Source organism: Blastococcus mobilis, assembly GCF_900188025.1.
GTDB classification, from domain to species: Bacteria; Actinomycetota; Actinomycetes; order Mycobacteriales; family Geodermatophilaceae; genus Blastococcus_B; species Blastococcus_B mobilis.
On the sequence record NZ_FZNO01000011.1, the window covers coordinates 1 to 13894 of the forward strand.

14 protein-coding genes and 2 pseudogenes are annotated in these 13894 nt (G+C 70.2%); 7 read left to right on the forward strand and 9 right to left on the reverse strand.

Annotation, left to right across the window (positions count from 1 at the left end):
- Window positions 1–273 (forward strand): HAD family hydrolase (locus CHB94_RS11270; RefSeq protein WP_497006391.1); only part of this gene is annotated, 273 nt, incomplete at its 5' end.
- Between the two features lie 43 nt (window positions 274–316).
- Window positions 317–865 carry a DUF421 domain-containing protein gene (locus CHB94_RS11275; RefSeq protein ID WP_089336675.1) on the forward strand — a complete coding sequence of 183 codons (549 nt, stop codon included), beginning with the start codon at window positions 317–319 and terminating at the stop codon, window positions 863–865.
- Between the two features lie 71 nt (window positions 866–936).
- Here the strand turns inward: CHB94_RS11275 and CHB94_RS11280 are convergent, their stop codons facing one another.
- From CHB94_RS11280 to CHB94_RS11295, 4 genes are all read right to left on the reverse strand, one after another.
- Window positions 937–1608, reverse strand: a complete 672-nt coding sequence (locus CHB94_RS11280) for a haloacid dehalogenase type II (protein ID WP_089336676.1) — start codon at window positions 1606–1608, stop codon at window positions 937–939.
- Between the two features lie 179 nt (window positions 1609–1787).
- Window positions 1788–2042 (reverse strand): OsmC family protein, encoded by a 255-nt coding sequence (locus tag CHB94_RS11285; protein WP_089336677.1) that lies wholly within the window; start codon window positions 2040–2042, stop codon window positions 1788–1790.
- Complete coding sequence (locus tag CHB94_RS11290; protein WP_254920581.1) at window positions 2043–2267, reverse strand: hypothetical protein; 225 nt, start codon at window positions 2265–2267, stop codon at window positions 2043–2045.
- 590 nt (window positions 2268–2857) lie between these two features.
- A complete protein-coding gene (locus tag CHB94_RS11295) occupies window positions 2858–3622 on the reverse strand; it encodes an SDR family oxidoreductase (protein WP_089336679.1) in 765 nt (254 codons plus the stop codon).
- Between the two features lie 143 nt (window positions 3623–3765).
- On the opposite strand from CHB94_RS11295, the gene CHB94_RS11300 reads away from it, so the two are divergent.
- Window positions 3766–4539: an IclR family transcriptional regulator gene (locus tag CHB94_RS11300; protein WP_089336680.1), complete on the forward strand. Its 774-nt coding sequence runs from the start codon at window positions 3766–3768 to the stop codon at window positions 4537–4539.
- Here CHB94_RS11300 and CHB94_RS11305 read toward each other — a convergent pair.
- From CHB94_RS11305 to CHB94_RS26950, 5 genes and pseudogenes are all read right to left on the reverse strand, one after another.
- Window positions 4470–5441, reverse strand: a complete 972-nt coding sequence (locus tag CHB94_RS11305) for an amidohydrolase family protein (protein WP_303395984.1) — start codon at window positions 5439–5441, stop codon at window positions 4470–4472. The two genes, CHB94_RS11300 and CHB94_RS11305, sit on opposite strands and share 70 nt — an antisense overlap.
- A gap of 52 nt (window positions 5442–5493) precedes the next feature.
- Complete coding sequence (locus CHB94_RS11310; RefSeq protein ID WP_089336682.1) at window positions 5494–7482, reverse strand: acetoacetate--CoA ligase; 1989 nt, start codon at window positions 7480–7482, stop codon at window positions 5494–5496.
- Between the two features lie 26 nt (window positions 7483–7508).
- Complete coding sequence (locus tag CHB94_RS11315) at window positions 7509–8852, reverse strand: MFS transporter (protein WP_089336683.1); 1344 nt, start codon at window positions 8850–8852, stop codon at window positions 7509–7511.
- A pseudogene (locus CHB94_RS11320) lies at window positions 8755–9561 on the reverse strand (hypothetical protein); the annotation flags it as partial. The gene CHB94_RS11315 and the pseudogene CHB94_RS11320, both read right to left, overlap by 98 nt.
- Before the next feature lie 109 nt (window positions 9562–9670).
- Window positions 9671–9776 (reverse strand): annotated as a pseudogene (locus tag CHB94_RS26950) (IS5/IS1182 family transposase); the annotation flags it as partial.
- Window positions 9777–9990: 214 nt separating this feature from the next.
- Between CHB94_RS26950 and CHB94_RS25690 the strand changes: the two are divergent.
- Genes CHB94_RS25690 through CHB94_RS11335 form a run of 4 tightly spaced genes read left to right on the forward strand, consistent with a single transcriptional unit; the run spans window position 9991 to window position 13749 of the window.
- The gene (locus CHB94_RS25690; RefSeq protein ID WP_217899269.1) at window positions 9991–10677 is read left to right on the forward strand and encodes a nucleotide sugar dehydrogenase; all 687 of its coding nucleotides are present in this window, start codon (window positions 9991–9993) and stop codon (window positions 10675–10677) included.
- Window positions 10674–11339 (forward strand): nucleotide sugar dehydrogenase, encoded by a 666-nt coding sequence (locus tag CHB94_RS25695; RefSeq protein ID WP_217899270.1) that lies wholly within the window; start codon window positions 10674–10676, stop codon window positions 11337–11339. Before CHB94_RS25690 ends, CHB94_RS25695 begins: the two co-directional genes overlap by 4 nt.
- Window positions 11336–12718 carry a glycosyltransferase gene (locus CHB94_RS11330; protein WP_089336685.1) on the forward strand — a complete coding sequence of 461 codons (1383 nt, stop codon included), beginning with the start codon at window positions 11336–11338 and terminating at the stop codon, window positions 12716–12718. The genes CHB94_RS25695 and CHB94_RS11330 overlap by 4 nt, the downstream gene beginning before the upstream one ends.
- Window positions 12715–13749, forward strand: coding sequence for a polysaccharide deacetylase family protein (locus CHB94_RS11335; protein WP_089336686.1), 1035 nt, complete (start codon window positions 12715–12717; stop codon window positions 13747–13749). Before CHB94_RS11330 ends, CHB94_RS11335 begins: the two co-directional genes overlap by 4 nt.
- Window positions 13750–13894 lie beyond the last annotated feature (145 nt).

The window sequence follows — 13894 nt, forward strand, 5'->3', positions numbered from 1 at the left end:
GCGCGACTCGTGGAGCCGGACGACGTGGTGACCAGCGGGCGGCTCCATGCCTACGAGCCGCACCCGGCGACCTACCGGAGAGCGCGGCAGGCAGGTGTCGACGTGCACGTGCCGGCCTCCGCGCGTGATACTCGCGGAGCACTCGAGGCGGGCATGTGCGTGGTGCGTGGGCGACGGCCGGGACACTCGGTGGACCCGGACGGCCCACAGCCGGGCCTGGAGATCCCCGACCCGGTCGGGCTGCCGAACGCGGTCGCCACGGTGGTGGGGTGACAGCGCCTGCGTGCGCCGGGGCATCGCAGCGAGGGAGGAACCGATGTCCTGGTTGACCAGTCCGTGGCCCGATCTCGCCGTCGTGGCCGCCAAGGCGGGACTGATGTACGTCACAGCGCTGGTGTGTCTGCGGCTCGCCCAGCGCAGGACCTTGGCGCAGTGGACGATCATCGACTTCGCCGCTGCCGTGGCGGTCGGTGCGATCGTGGGGCGTACCGCCATCGCGGAATCACAGTCCTATGCGACGGGAGCGGTGGCCCTCGTCTCGATCGTGGCGGCCCACCGAGTGGCGAGTCTGCTGCGGTTCCAGCCGCTGCTCGGCAAGCTGGCCGACTACCGCATCCGGGTGCTCGTGGCCGACGGGAAGGTCCGGCGGGGACAGCTGAGGTCGTGCGGGCTGACCGACAACGACCTGTACGCCGAGCTGCGCCAGCGAGGGGTCTTCGACATCGCTCAACTGCAGTACGTGCTGTACGAGGCGAAGGGTGGCCTCACCGTGGTTCCCCGCCAGACGACGTCGCCGGCCCCACTGGTCTCCGAAGGACTCAGGGCTTCGGTCGGCTATCAGAAGTTTCCGCCGTCCCGCGATTGACCCCGCGCGCCCGTCAGGCCCACCTGCACGTCCCAGCCGCCGATCGCGGGCCGGCCGGCCGCGCGGGCCGATCAGGCCAACCGGTCGACGAGATCCGTGAGCGACGGGACGGTCTGGGTGGGCGGGGTGAAGTAGTCGGGATACGGGGCGCCGGTGCGGTTGATCCAGACCGTTTCCATGCCGGCGCGTCCAGCCCCGTCGATGTCCCAGGGGTGCACGGCAACGAGCATCATGTCGGTGAGTTCCGCCTCGCAGACTCTGGCGGCGTACTCGTACGCTGCCCGCGCCGGTTTCCATGCTGCGGCGTCCTCGACCGACAGGAGCCGGTCGAAGCAGTCGCGGATGCCGGCGCTGGTCAACAGCTGGTCGGCCACCTGGCTCGCACCGTTGCTCAGGGTGACCAGCCGCAGCCCGGCGTCCCGCAGGCTCCTCGCGCCGTCAGCGACGTCGCCGTGGACCGGAAGCCGGCTGAAGCCCGTCAGGATGTGGTCGACGGCCGCGTCGAGGTCCTGCTCCAGGTCCAGGTCGCTGAAGAGTGTCCGCAGGGCTCCGGCCGCCAGCTTTGCGAACGGCTGTTGCGAGCGGGCAGCGGCCAGGGCGAACCCGTCTCGCAGCACCATGGTGAACCACAGCTTCGCGAGGTGTTCCGGCGCGCCGACGTCCGCGAAGCGCTGTGCCATGGGCTGCATGTCGGAGAGCGTCTCGTTGACGTCGAACACGACGGCGGACGGGCGACTGCTCATCGGTGCTCCTCCGGTCGCGGCGCCGGCACTTCAGGAAGGCCCGTCAGCGCGCCACCACTGCCCGCAGCAGTGCCCGCAGAGGCCAGGGACCAACCGCGGGAGAGGCGGCTGTGCCCCGTCGGCCGGCGCCACCACCGACTGGCCCTGCGCACCACCCGGTCCGGAAAGGTCCGGGTGGATCACCCGAGCTGCGTGGTGATGTCGATGGCACCTCTCAGGCTTCGTGCCACCGGACAGCCGTCGGCGTGGAACGCGAGCACCCGCTGCACCTTCTCGGCATCCTCCGCGGCGATGCTCAGGCCGGTATAGGTCACCTTGATGCGCTTGACCACCAGCACCTTGCCTTCGAGCTCCACCTCACCGCGCGCGTGCCCCACCAGACCGGTGGGGTCGATCCGCCGGGCCGCCAGGGCACCGGCGAACGTCCCGGTCAGCTAACCGAGGGCGGCTCCGACCAGGTGATCGATCGTGCTGGCATGACTGGGGCCCGTCCCTGGCTCCACCCCGTAGTGCTCGGCAATGGCCCCGTGCATGCCGTAGACCGTCGCCTCCTCCTCGCCCGGCAGGTACGCGGCGCGCAGTCGTCCACCCAGGCGCTCGACCCGGACTTCCGAGACGTAGGCGATGTCGGCCACCGGGTCCCTCCTGTCGTCGGTCACGGGCATCAGCTTCCCAGCCGATGCCGGTCACCACCACGCGGACGCTGGCGCAGGACGGTCCCGCTGTCGCGCGGGCGCGGTCCTCCACGCCCGCGTCAGTCGTTCACGTCCACCGGGGCGTCACCGAGTGCGAGGGCTGGCCGGCGCGTTCGACAGCGGCGCGTCGCAGCCCGCCCGAGGCCAGTCGCTTGACGAGTACGAGCAGCGCGGGTCCGCCCCGCTGCCCGCGGTGGGGCCCGGGCCAGCCGCAGGAGGGCGGCGGCCACGGCACCGACCCGGCGCCCCCGCCGTTCCGTACGACCCAGCGAACAGGCCTGGCACATCCTGAGCGCAGCTGACATCGATGGCTGGGCCGGGCCGCTGGTCCAGGAGGACAGACCCCCTGCGTCGTGCTGCCCCGACCCGACCGACCTACGGAGTGTAGGCTCCCCGAGAGGGGGCGAACAAGGGCCTCTACCTGGCCGTATCGAGCCGCCCGGCGTGACCAATCCATGACCAATGGAGCGGAAAAGCGCGTATTGACCAGCCGTTCGGGGTTGTCCGTGGCGGCGACCAGAAGAGCGCCGGGGCGACGCCGGGTCCAGCCGTTCTCACTGGGCTGCTCTGGAGTCCCCGTCGATCGGGAACGCCTGCCCGGAGATCGTGCGACCGTGTGGTCCGGCGAGGAAGATCGCGAGGGCCGCGATGTCCGCAGGGTCGACGAAGTCCCTGATGGCCTGGTTGGCCAGCGCCAGCTCGGTCTCCTCCTCCACCGTGCGTCCGGAGATCGCCGCTCGTCCCTGCATCACCTGTTCGATGCGCGGTCCCCGGACAGCTCCGGGATGGATCGTGTTCGCGGTGATGCCGTGGGGCCCCAGTTCCAGGGAGAGGGTCTTGGTGAAGCCGACCAGGCCCCACTTCGTGGTCGAGTAGGCGATGCGGTTGGGATAGCCGAAACGGCCGGCGATGGAACTCATGACGATGATCGAGCCCCGGCTGGACTGCTTGAGCAGCGGGATCGCCCGCTGCGTCACGAGAAGCGTGCCCGTCAGGTTGACGGAGAGCACCTGCTGCCACGCCTGCAGATCGAGCTCCTCCGCCGGCTGAGTCAGGCCGGCGATGCCGGCGTTGTTGACCAGGACGTCCAGGCCGCCCAGCGTCTCCTCGACGTCGGTGAACATCCGCTGGACGGCCTGCGGGTCACTGACGTCGCAGACGGACCCGCTGATGCTCTCCGATGCGGCGGTCGTCCGGCGCAGGGCATCGGCGTCGACGTCGCCGACGTGGACCCGGGCCCCGTCGGCAGCGAAGGCCTCGGCGATGGCCAGGCCGATTCCACTGGCTCCGGCGGTGACCAGGACTCGTTGCGCTGCCATGGTGGACGTCCTCTCTCGGGAATCGGGTTCGTGTTCGTCGGCGCAGGTCGAGCTGTCCTCGGAGACCGTGGTGACGGTGCACGGCTCCCTCGGAGGGTGCCATTCCATCCCGGGTGCTGGAATCGCCATGTCATCATTCCGGCATGCGGGACGCTCGTGAGACTGCTCCGCTCCAGTCGGTGGACCGGGCCCTGCACCTCGCGCTGATGCTGCGGGACGGTCGCCAGTTCTCCGTCCAGGAGGCCGGTGAGCTGCTGGGGACGGCGCCCTCCACCGCCCACCGCCTGCTCAGCGCTCTGGTGCGCCGTGGGTTCGCCGCCCAGGACCGGAACCGCCGGTACGTGGCCGGTCCGGTCTTCGTGCCGCAGGCTGCGCAGGTGAGCGCCGGCCTGCTCCGTCGGCTGGCGTATCCCGTGCTTCAGGGCCTGCACGAACGCCTGGGAGAGACGGTCCAGGTCATGGTGCTCAGCGGCAACAGCATCCTGTTCGTCGACGGTATCGAGGACGTGGAGCGGACGCTGCGGGTGGGCATGCGCATCGGGGACACGATGCCGGCCTACTGCTCGGCCGGTGGCAAGGCGATGCTGGCCGAGATGAGCAATCCCGACCTCGAGCACCTCTACCGAGGCGGGCTGACGCCCTGGCCTTTCGCTCGGTTCAGGACCCTGAATGCCCTCAAGCGCAACCTGGCCAGGGTGCGCCGGGTCGGCTACGGCACCAGCGTCGAGGAGACCGAACGCGGCGTGCACGGCTTGGGGGTCAGCGTGCACGCGCCCTCGGGCACCGCCGTGGCGGCGCTCACCACGGCGGTGCCGAGTGTGCGGTTCCGGCGCCAGGACGTCCCCGGTTATGTGGAGGCTCTGTCCGAGGCGAGGGCCTCGCTGGAGGAGCTGCTCGCCGCAGAGGCGCCCGGCTGAGTCGCAGGGAGGTCGTCGGACCGGGCGCCGGTGAGCTGGAGCAGCTCGATGGCGTTGTCCTTCATGATCCGGGGCCGGACCTCGGGCTTGATGTCCAGCTTCGCGAAGTCGGCGATCCAGCGGTCCGGGGGCAGCAGCGGGAAGTCGGAGCCGAAGAGGACCTTGTCCCGGAGCAGAGTGTTGGCGTATTGCACCAGGGACGGCGGGAAGTACTTCGGGGACCACCCGGACAGGTCGATGTAGACGTGGGTGTGCCGTGAAGCGACCGCCAGGGCCTCGTCCTGCCACGGAAACGAGGGGTGGGCCATGATGATCTTCAGGTCGGGGAAGTCGACGGCGACGTCGTCGAGGGCCAGAGGGTTGGAGTACTTCAGGCGTATCCCCCCGGAGCCGGGCATCCCGGCGCCGATTCCGCTCTGGCCGGTGTGGAACAGGGCGGGGACACCGAGCTCCTGGATCTGCTCGTAGAGCGGGTAGGCGACGCGGTCGTTCGGGAAGAAGGCCTGCAGGTTGGGGTGGAACTTGAAGCCCTTGACGCCGTGGTCCTCCACCAGGGTCCGCGCCTCCCGCACCGCCTCCTCCCCTCGGGCCGGGTCGAGGCTGGCGAAGGGGATGAGCACGTCGGCGTGCTCGGCCGCCTGGGCGGCGATGTCCCGGTTGGAGATGGGCGGGTGACCGGTGGTCGACTCGTGGTCGACGGTGAACACGACGGCGGCCATCCGGCGTTGCCGGTAGTGCTCGGCCACGGCCGTGACGTCCAGCGGCGTGTGCGCGGCGCCGAAGTGCCGTTGGGCCGCTTCCCGGAACTCGTCGGGCATGTCGGTGTGGCCGTGGCCGTCGGACTCGATGTGGACGTGCATGTCGACGGCCACGAGGGCGTCCAGGTCCATGGATCTGGTCATGACAGTGGATTCATCTCCGGTTCGGATCGTCGGGTGTTCGAAGGGGAGTGGCTCAGCCCGGTTGGAGCACTCGGCTCACCCGGCGGGCGGTCTCGAGGACATCCTCAGGGTGGACGACCACCCCGGAGTCGAGCACGTCCCCGGGTGCCGCTCCCCGGACGATGCGCTTGAGCGGGACCTCCAGGCGCTTGCCGTTCGGATTGCGGGGGATGCTGTCGACGAAGACGACGTGGTCGGGCACGTGCCGGGGGGACAGCTCGGTGCGCAGCGCCGTCCGGATGGCGGCCTCGAGTCGTGCGCGATCGACCGCCTCGTCGGCGGAGACGAGGAGGACCAGCTTCCCCATCCCGCTGCCGTCCTCGAAGTGCAGCACCATGCTGTCGTCGACCTGCGGCAGCCCGTCCAGGACGGCGTAGAACTCGGCCGTGCCCAGCCGCACCCCGCCGCGGTTCAGCGTGGCGTCGGAGCGCCCGGTGATGACCCAGGTGCCGCGCTCGGTGTGGGTCAGCCAGTCCCCGTGCCGCCACACCCCCTCGTAGACGTCGAAGTAGCTGGCGCGATAGCGCTCGCCGTCCTCGTCCCCCCAGAAGAAGACCGGCATCGAGGGCATCGGCGCGGTCGCCACGAGCTCGCCCGGCGCCCCGCGCAGCGGGCGCCCGTCGGTGTCCCAGGAGTCGACGGCCACGCCCAGCGGCCGGCACGCCATCTCCCCGGCGTGGACGGCGGTCAGGGGACTCGCCCCCAGGAAGGCGGCGCAGATGTCGGTGCCGCCTGAGGTGGGGGCGAGCACCAGGTCTGCGCCAACCTCGGTGTACACCCACCCCGCCACGTCGGCGGCCAGGGGGGATCCGGAGCACTGGATCTCCCGGAGCCGGCCGAGGTCCCAAGTTGCGCCCGGTCGCAGGCCGGCGTGTGCGCACGCCGCCAGGTACGCCGACCCGGTGACCAGGTAGGTGGCACCGGTCTCGGCGGCGATCGCCCACTGCGACCAGGGGCCGTCCAGGGTCGGCCAGTTGGGGTCGCCGTCCACGAGGATCAGCGCCGCGCCCGTCAGCAGGGAGGAGATGCTCAGGGTCCACACCATCCACCCCGTGGTGCTGAACCAGAAGGCGGTGTCGTCGGGCCCGAGGTCGAAGTGCAGGCCCACGGCCTTGAGGTGCTCCAGCAGCAGGCCCCCGTGCGAGTGCACGATGGCCTTGGGGCGGCCGGTGGTCCCCGATGAGAACAGCACGGTCAGCGGGTGGTCGAACGGCACCGCCTCGAAGCGGATCTCGCCCTGCTCGCAGGTGAACTCGGCGTAGGGCAGGGCGCCGTCGGGCGCGGCGCAGTCTTCGTCGAGGTAGGGCAGGAGCACGACCGGGACGCTGGGCAGCGCGGCACGGATCGCGGCCAGTTCCCCGGCGCGCGACAGGTCCTTGCTGCCCCACCGGTAACCGTCGACGGCCAGCAGCAGGGACGGTTCGAGCTGGCCGATGCGGTCGAGCACGCTCCGGGGCCCCATCTCGGGCGGCACGGCGCACCAGATGGCGCCCATGGCCGTGACGGCCAGGTAGGCGGCCAGGGTCTGGGGGGTGTTGGGCAGGTAACCGGCCACCCGGTCGCCCGGCTCGATCCCCTGGCGGCGCAACCCCTGCTGGATGCGGCCGATCTCCTCCAGCAGCCGGGCGCCGGTCCAGTCGATGCTCCCGTTGGTCTGGCTGCGGGACCGGATCATGACGTCGTCCGTGCGTTCCCGGAGCGTGCGGACGACGTGCTCGGTGTAGTTCAGTCGCGCCCCCGGGAACCACTGGGCGCCCGGCATGGTCCGCTCGCGCAGGACGGTCTCGTAGGGCGAGTGCGTGATGACCCCGAAGAAGTCCCACACCCGCCCCCAGAACTCCTCCAGGTGGTCGACCGACCACTGCCAGGCGGCCTCGTAGTCGGGGAAGACCTGTCCGGTCTCCTCCTCGATGCGCTGCAGGAACCGGCCCATGCGGGAGCGGGGCCAGTCCTCCTTGGCGGGGGCGGGCCGCAGCAGGGTGCCGGGATCGACGCGGTCCATGGTGCTTCCTCTCGCTGTGGTCTTGGTCAGTGCGTGGCCGCGGGCACGGGCTGGGGGACCACCGGCGACGGCGTGCGCTTCATCGAGGCGTTCAGGGCGACGATGCTCAGCGCCGCGGCCGCCAGGGGGACGGCGAACAGGAAGAAGATGCTCTGCGGCGCCAACCCACCGGAGATGAGGTAGCCCACCAGGATGGGGGCGACGATCGAGACCAGCCGTCCCAGACCGATCATCCAGCCCACCCCGGTGGCCCGGGCGCGAGCGGTGTAGACGCCGGGCGAGGTGGCGTAGAAGCCGGCGATGCCCGCGGTGGTCAGGATGCCCAGGAACAGGGCCAGGACCATGGCGAGGCCGATGAAGGAGAAGACCAGGCCGAAGACGACGTAGGCCAGGGCCGCACCGACCAGGGTGACCACCAGCAGCAGCTGGCTGCGGAGTTTGACGGCCAGGGCGCTGAAGATGAAGCACCCGATGATGCCGCCCGCGTTGGCGATGACCCCGGTGGTCACCCCGAGCGAGTCGTCGCCCGAGGCCGTGGCCATGATCTTCGGGGTCCAGGTGTTGGCGAAGTAATAGGCCGCCACCAGGCACGCGTAGCCGGTCCACAGCATCAGGGTCCGGAAGCGGACCGGGCGCGTGAGGACCTCCCGCACCGCTCCCTGCTCAGCGACCGCCGTCTCCACCGGGGGCAGGCTGTCCACCGGGGACTTGCCGATTCCCGTCAGGATCGCGTTGATCCTCTCCAGGGCCCGGGCCGGCCGGCGGGTGAGCAGGTAGTCCAGCGACTCGGGCAGGAACCGCCACGAGACGACGAGCATGAGGACGGTCAGCGCGGCCCCGATGGCGAAGACGGACTGCCAGCCGAACTGCGGGATGAGCGGGCCGGCCGCGAGGCCGCCGACCGTGGCGCCGATCGGGTACCCGGCGGTGTAGATGCCGATGATCGACCCGCGCCGCTTGTCCGAGGCGTACTCGGCCACCAGCACGTTGAGGTTGGCCATCATCCCGCCCACCCCCAGGCCGGTGAGCACGCGGAAGGCCATCAACTGGGCGACCCCGGTGCTGGTGACCGACAGCACCATGCCGGCGCTGATGATGACCAACGAGATGATCGTCAGCTTGCGGCGCCCGATCCGGTCCGCCAGCGGGGTCAGGAAGATCGACCCTGCGGCCATCCCGAAGAGGCTCGCGCTGAGCAGAAACCCGAGCGTGACCGGGTCGATGTCCCACTCCCGGGACAGGACCGGGGCCGCGTAGGCCATGACCGCGACGTCAAAGCCGTCGATCAGGATCAGAGCAAGGGCGATGGTCACCGCCACCACCTGGAACCGGCTCATCCGCGACTGGCGGATCTCCGAGAGAACGTCCATGTCCACTTCCTCGTCGCTCGTGGCGAGGAGGCCACCTCACGACCGTGACGCTAGTTACAAGGCGGGACGAGGAGAAAGGACTTTGTCCTTCATTCCGTTGTGCGGAATCGCGGTGGGGCCAGACCGCCGCCAAAGGGCGGGCGGATCGGACGTAGAAGTGCCTGGTCCACCGGTCGCTGCATCGGCCGGCAGGCTGTCTATTCCGCCCTGCGGAATGTCCTGCATAGGCGTCACACCCGCGGACGGGACCCGCTCCCGTATGGGGTACGGCGTCTCCCGCTCGGCGAGGGGATACCGGTTCGGCCATAGGACCTCGCCAGCCTCGGTGGAGGAGATCGCCCCGCGGATCGCCGCTACGCACGGACTCGAGCTCACCACGTGACCAGTGGTGGTCACGATGGAGGGCCCCGGAGGGGCGAACGGCGTCTCTCGCCTGGCCGTATCGAGCCGCCCGGCGTGACCGATTCATGGGGTCTTCGTCCGGCGTCTCGGTAGTTGCGCCGAGCATGGCGTCGAGGGCTCGGGCGATGTCGGCGTCGCGGTCGTCGGCGGCGTGCTGGTAGAGGGGCGCGGCGGCGGGGGAGGAGTGGCCCAGCCGGCGCATCAGCTCCTTGGTGGTCGCGCCGGTGGCCGCGGCCAGGGTGGCACCGGTGTGGCGCAGCTCGTGCGGCCGGACCGCGGGCAACCCGATGGCCTCAGCGGACCGGCGGAAAGTCTGGTTCCACTATCTGCGGGCCAGGTAACCGCCGGAGCTGGTGGCGAACCGGGGCGCTCTCGGAGGTTCGGGGACCTGCCGGTCGCGGTGATCCACCAGCACTGCGGCCGCGGACCCGCTTGCCGGCGTCATAGCCGATCGCTTCACCATCCCTCGGTGTTGCTGGCCGACTGGGAGTGCAGCACCGCCGACGAGGACTGAACGTCACGCCGTTACCTGCCCGGACCGCCGATCAGGCGAAGTCGGTCACCCACAGGCCGTAGCATTCGGTAACGCAGTGATTACCCCTCGTAAGGGCGGGCTATGTCGCCCTCGCCGCGTGGTCCCCCTCCGGTGGGCCACCGAAATGGCCGCGCGATCCCCGTTCGGCCGTGGCGACATCGCGGGCGCACCAGCCCGCCAGTGACGAGGAGCCGCTCTCGCATGTCCACTGCCGCGCCCCCCGACAGCCCGACCCTGAGCCACTCCGACCCACTGGCGGACCTGGCCACTGCCATCAGCGAGCGCACCGCGACCATCGCCGTCGTCGGTCTCGGATATGTCGGCCTGCCCCTCGCCCTGGCCGTAGCTCAGGCCGGTTTCGACGTGATCGGGATCGATGCCGTGCCGGACAAGGTTGCAGCACTACGGGCAGGCCGCAGCTACATCAGCGATCTGAGCGACGCCGACCTCGCTCCGCTGTCCACCGGCAGGTTCACGACCGACCCGGCTGCGGCAGGCGACGCCGACGTGGTCATCATCGCCGTTCCCACCCCCCTTCGGGACGGCGCCCCCGACCTGTCGCTGGTCGAGCAGGCCGGTGCCACCATCGGTCGGGTCCTGCGCCGCGGTGCGCTGGTCATCCTGGAGTCGACCACCTACCCGGGAACCACGGACGAGCTCCTGGTCCCGCTTCTCGAGCGTGGGGGGCTTCGCGCTGCTCGCGACTTCGCCGTCGCGTTCTCTCCTGAGCGGGTCGATCCCGGGTCGAGGCACACGCTGCGCGCCACGCCGAAGGTCGTCGGTGGGCTCACCCCCTCGTGCACCGGACTCGCGGCCGCCTTCTACGCGACCGTCGTGGACGAGGTCGTCACCACCCGTGGCCCGCGGGAGGCGGAGATGGCCAAGTGATCGAGAACACCTTCCGCCAAGTGAACATCGCCCTGGTCAACGAGCTGGCCACGATCGCTCCGGACCTCGGCGTGGACATCTGGGCAGCGCTCGACGCCGCGGCCACCAAGCCCTTCGGGTACATGCCGTTCTGGCCCGGTCCTGGCGTCGGCGGCCATTGCATCGCGGTGGATCCGAGCTACCTGTCGTGGCGGGCCGAGCAGCAGCTCGGCTACGGCATCGGGTTCATCGAGCATGCCCGCGCCGTCAACAACCGCATGCCGGCGCACGTCGTGAGTCGGGTCCGGGACGTGCTGGGCGAGGAGGGCAGAGCGCTGCGCCGGGCTCGGATCCACGTCCTCGGTGTGGCCTACAAGCCGGACGTGAACGACGCCCGTGAGTCTCCGGCGGTCAGCGTCGCCGAGCGGCTCCTACGCGGTGGTGCCGACGTGTCGTACACCGACGCCTACCTGCGCCAGATCGAGCTCGACGGCCGGATGTTCGTCTCCGTCGACGCCACCGCCGACCTGGTCGCCGGATGCGACCTCGTGGTGCTCCTGACTGCGCACCGCGGCCTCGACTACGACGCCCTCCTCGACGCGGCACCGCGGCTGCTGGACGTCACCGGCACTCTCCGGAACCGGACCGACGCAGTCGACGCCGGCCGGTTGGTGCTTCTGTGAAGCTCCTCAACGTCTCACTGGGCACGGTGCTGAGACTCGTGATCCTCGGCTATGCAGTCGCCATTCTCTACATGATCTGGATGGCCCGTGAGCTCACGATCGCGAGCCTGACGCGGGACCCCCTGTTCGCTACCTACTCCATCGCGGTGCTGTGCTACGTGCTCGGTCGCTTCGCGGTCGCGCTGTTCTACCGGCCGACGAAGGACATCGGATACCGCCGCTGGGTCAGCGTGATCATCCCCGCGTTCAACGAGGAGGAAGGCATCCTCGGCACGATCGAGTCGATCGTGCGCTCCGACTATCCCGCCGCGCAGGTCGAGGTGGTCGTCGTCAACGACGGGTCCACTGACGGCACCTGGTCGCAGATCCTGGCCGCCAAGGCGCGCTGGCCCCAGATCCGGGCGATCGATCTGAACGCGAACTACGGCAAGCGGGCGGCGATGGCCGAGGGCATCCGCCGGTCCGGCGGGGACGTCCTCGTTTTCGTGGACTCCGACTCCTACCTCCGTTCCGATGCGCTCGCCAATCTCGTCGCGCCGTTCACCGACGACCGGGTCGGTGGCGTGGTCGGCCACGCCGAGGTCAAGAACCGGCACGCAACATGGATCACCAAGATGCAGCAGGTCCGGTACTACGCCGCGTTTCGCATCATCAAGGGCACGGAGTCGCTGCTGTCCGGCACCGTCATCTGCGCCTCCGGATGTTGCGCCGCCTACCGCCGCGACGTGCTCACCCCGTTCCTGCACGAGTGGGAATTCCAGACGTTCCTCGGTCGGCCGGCGACGTTCGGCGACGACAGGGCGCTGACGAACCGGGTGCTGCAGACCCACCGAGTCGTCTACCAGTCGACGGCCCGCGCGGAGACGGTGGCTCCGGACACGCTGCGGCGTTTCCTGCGCCAGCAGCTGCGGTGGAAGAAGTCGTGGCTGCGCGAGTCGCTCTACGTGGTGCGGTACTTCTGGCGCAAGAACCCGCTGGCGGCGCTCTTCACGTACGCCAGCATCGGATTTCCGCTGTTCGCGCCGATCGTCGTGGTCCACGCCGTGTGGTCCGGGCTGTCCGGTGGCGCCGGCACGCTGTGGTTCTACGCCGTCGGGTCCTACGCGATGGCGGTCCTGTACTCCCTGTATTACGCCTTCGTGCGCCGCGACGGGTTGTGGTTTCACGGGATGACGTTCGTGGCCATCTACATGACCACGCTGGTGTTCCAGACGTACTGGGGCATGCTCACGATGCGCGACACCCGCTGGGGCACACGTGACTCCACGGTCGAGCACCGGCCGGTCGACCAGCAGCGGGTCACGGACCTGGCGCCAGGCACGACGCCCGTCCTCGACGTGACCGGCGGGGATCTCGACCTCGTGGAGACAGACGCATGAGCCGCTCTTCCCGGAGGGGCAGGGGCAAGCGTTCCCCCTTGCGCCAGGTCCTCGTCGGCGTGCTGGCGATCCCGCTCTCGATGCTCCCCATGGTCGCTTACGGGCAGTTCACCCCCGAAGGGCAGCTGTTGGCCGCGCAAGCGCGGGTGCAGATCGCGCCACCGTCCCTCCCACGGTTGACCGACGCGCAGACTGCCCGGTACGAGGAATCCGCGCCGTCCTGGTCCGGGAAGGCCGCCGTGCTCGTCTACCACGGCCTGGGCGCCGGCAACGGTGAGCAGCGGTTCAACGTCTCGGTGGAGGCGTTCGCCGAACAGCTCGCGGCGATGCGGGCCGCCGGCATGAACCCCATCACCGCTGCGGAGCTGGCCGCGGCCCGTCGTGGCGAACGGGAGCTGCCCCCGAATGCCGTGATGATCACGTTCGACGACGGCCGAACCGACGCCTTCGTGTGGGCGGACCCGGTCCTGGCCGACGCGGGCTGGCGGGCGACGATGTTCGTCATCACCGACGAGGCCTCCCGGCGCGGGCTGTACTACGAGGGCTGGGACACGATCGCTGACCTCGCTGCGACCGGCCGGTGGGACATCCAGTCGCACACCGCCGGTCTTCACCATGAGCAACCTGTCGCAGGAGGCGACCGGCTGCCCGCGCTCACCAGCCTGCGGCCGAACGAGACGCTGGCGGAGTACCGGGAGCGGGTCAGTGTCGACCTGGACGACTCGCGGCGGGCCATCGAGCGACACATCGGGGTGGAGCCGGTCGCGTTCGCCTACCCGTTCGGCGCCTACGGCGGGGACCGCACGAATGATCCGCGGGTCCAGGACGTGCTCGCCGAGGTGCTCGCCACCCGCTTCGACGTGGCGTTCCAGCAGGACGTCCAGGACGAGGTGCCGCTGGCCGGCTGCGGCGATTCGCCCCTGCTTACCCGCCGTGTCGAGGTGGGTGATTGGTCGGGCGCCCAGCTCTTGGAAAGACTGACGCAGATGGTCGCTGACACCGCACCTGGAGGGGACTGTCCGGCGGGCTGACGCGCATCGGCATGCGTTCCGAAAGGTCCGCTCTCGTCCCGAGCGGACCCGGCCCATGGTTGGCCTCGCCCGACCGCTCCGGACGCCGTCCGCTGCTGGCGGTAGCCGGTGCGGTCAGGCCCGGCGGCGTCGCAGTGCGCGTCCC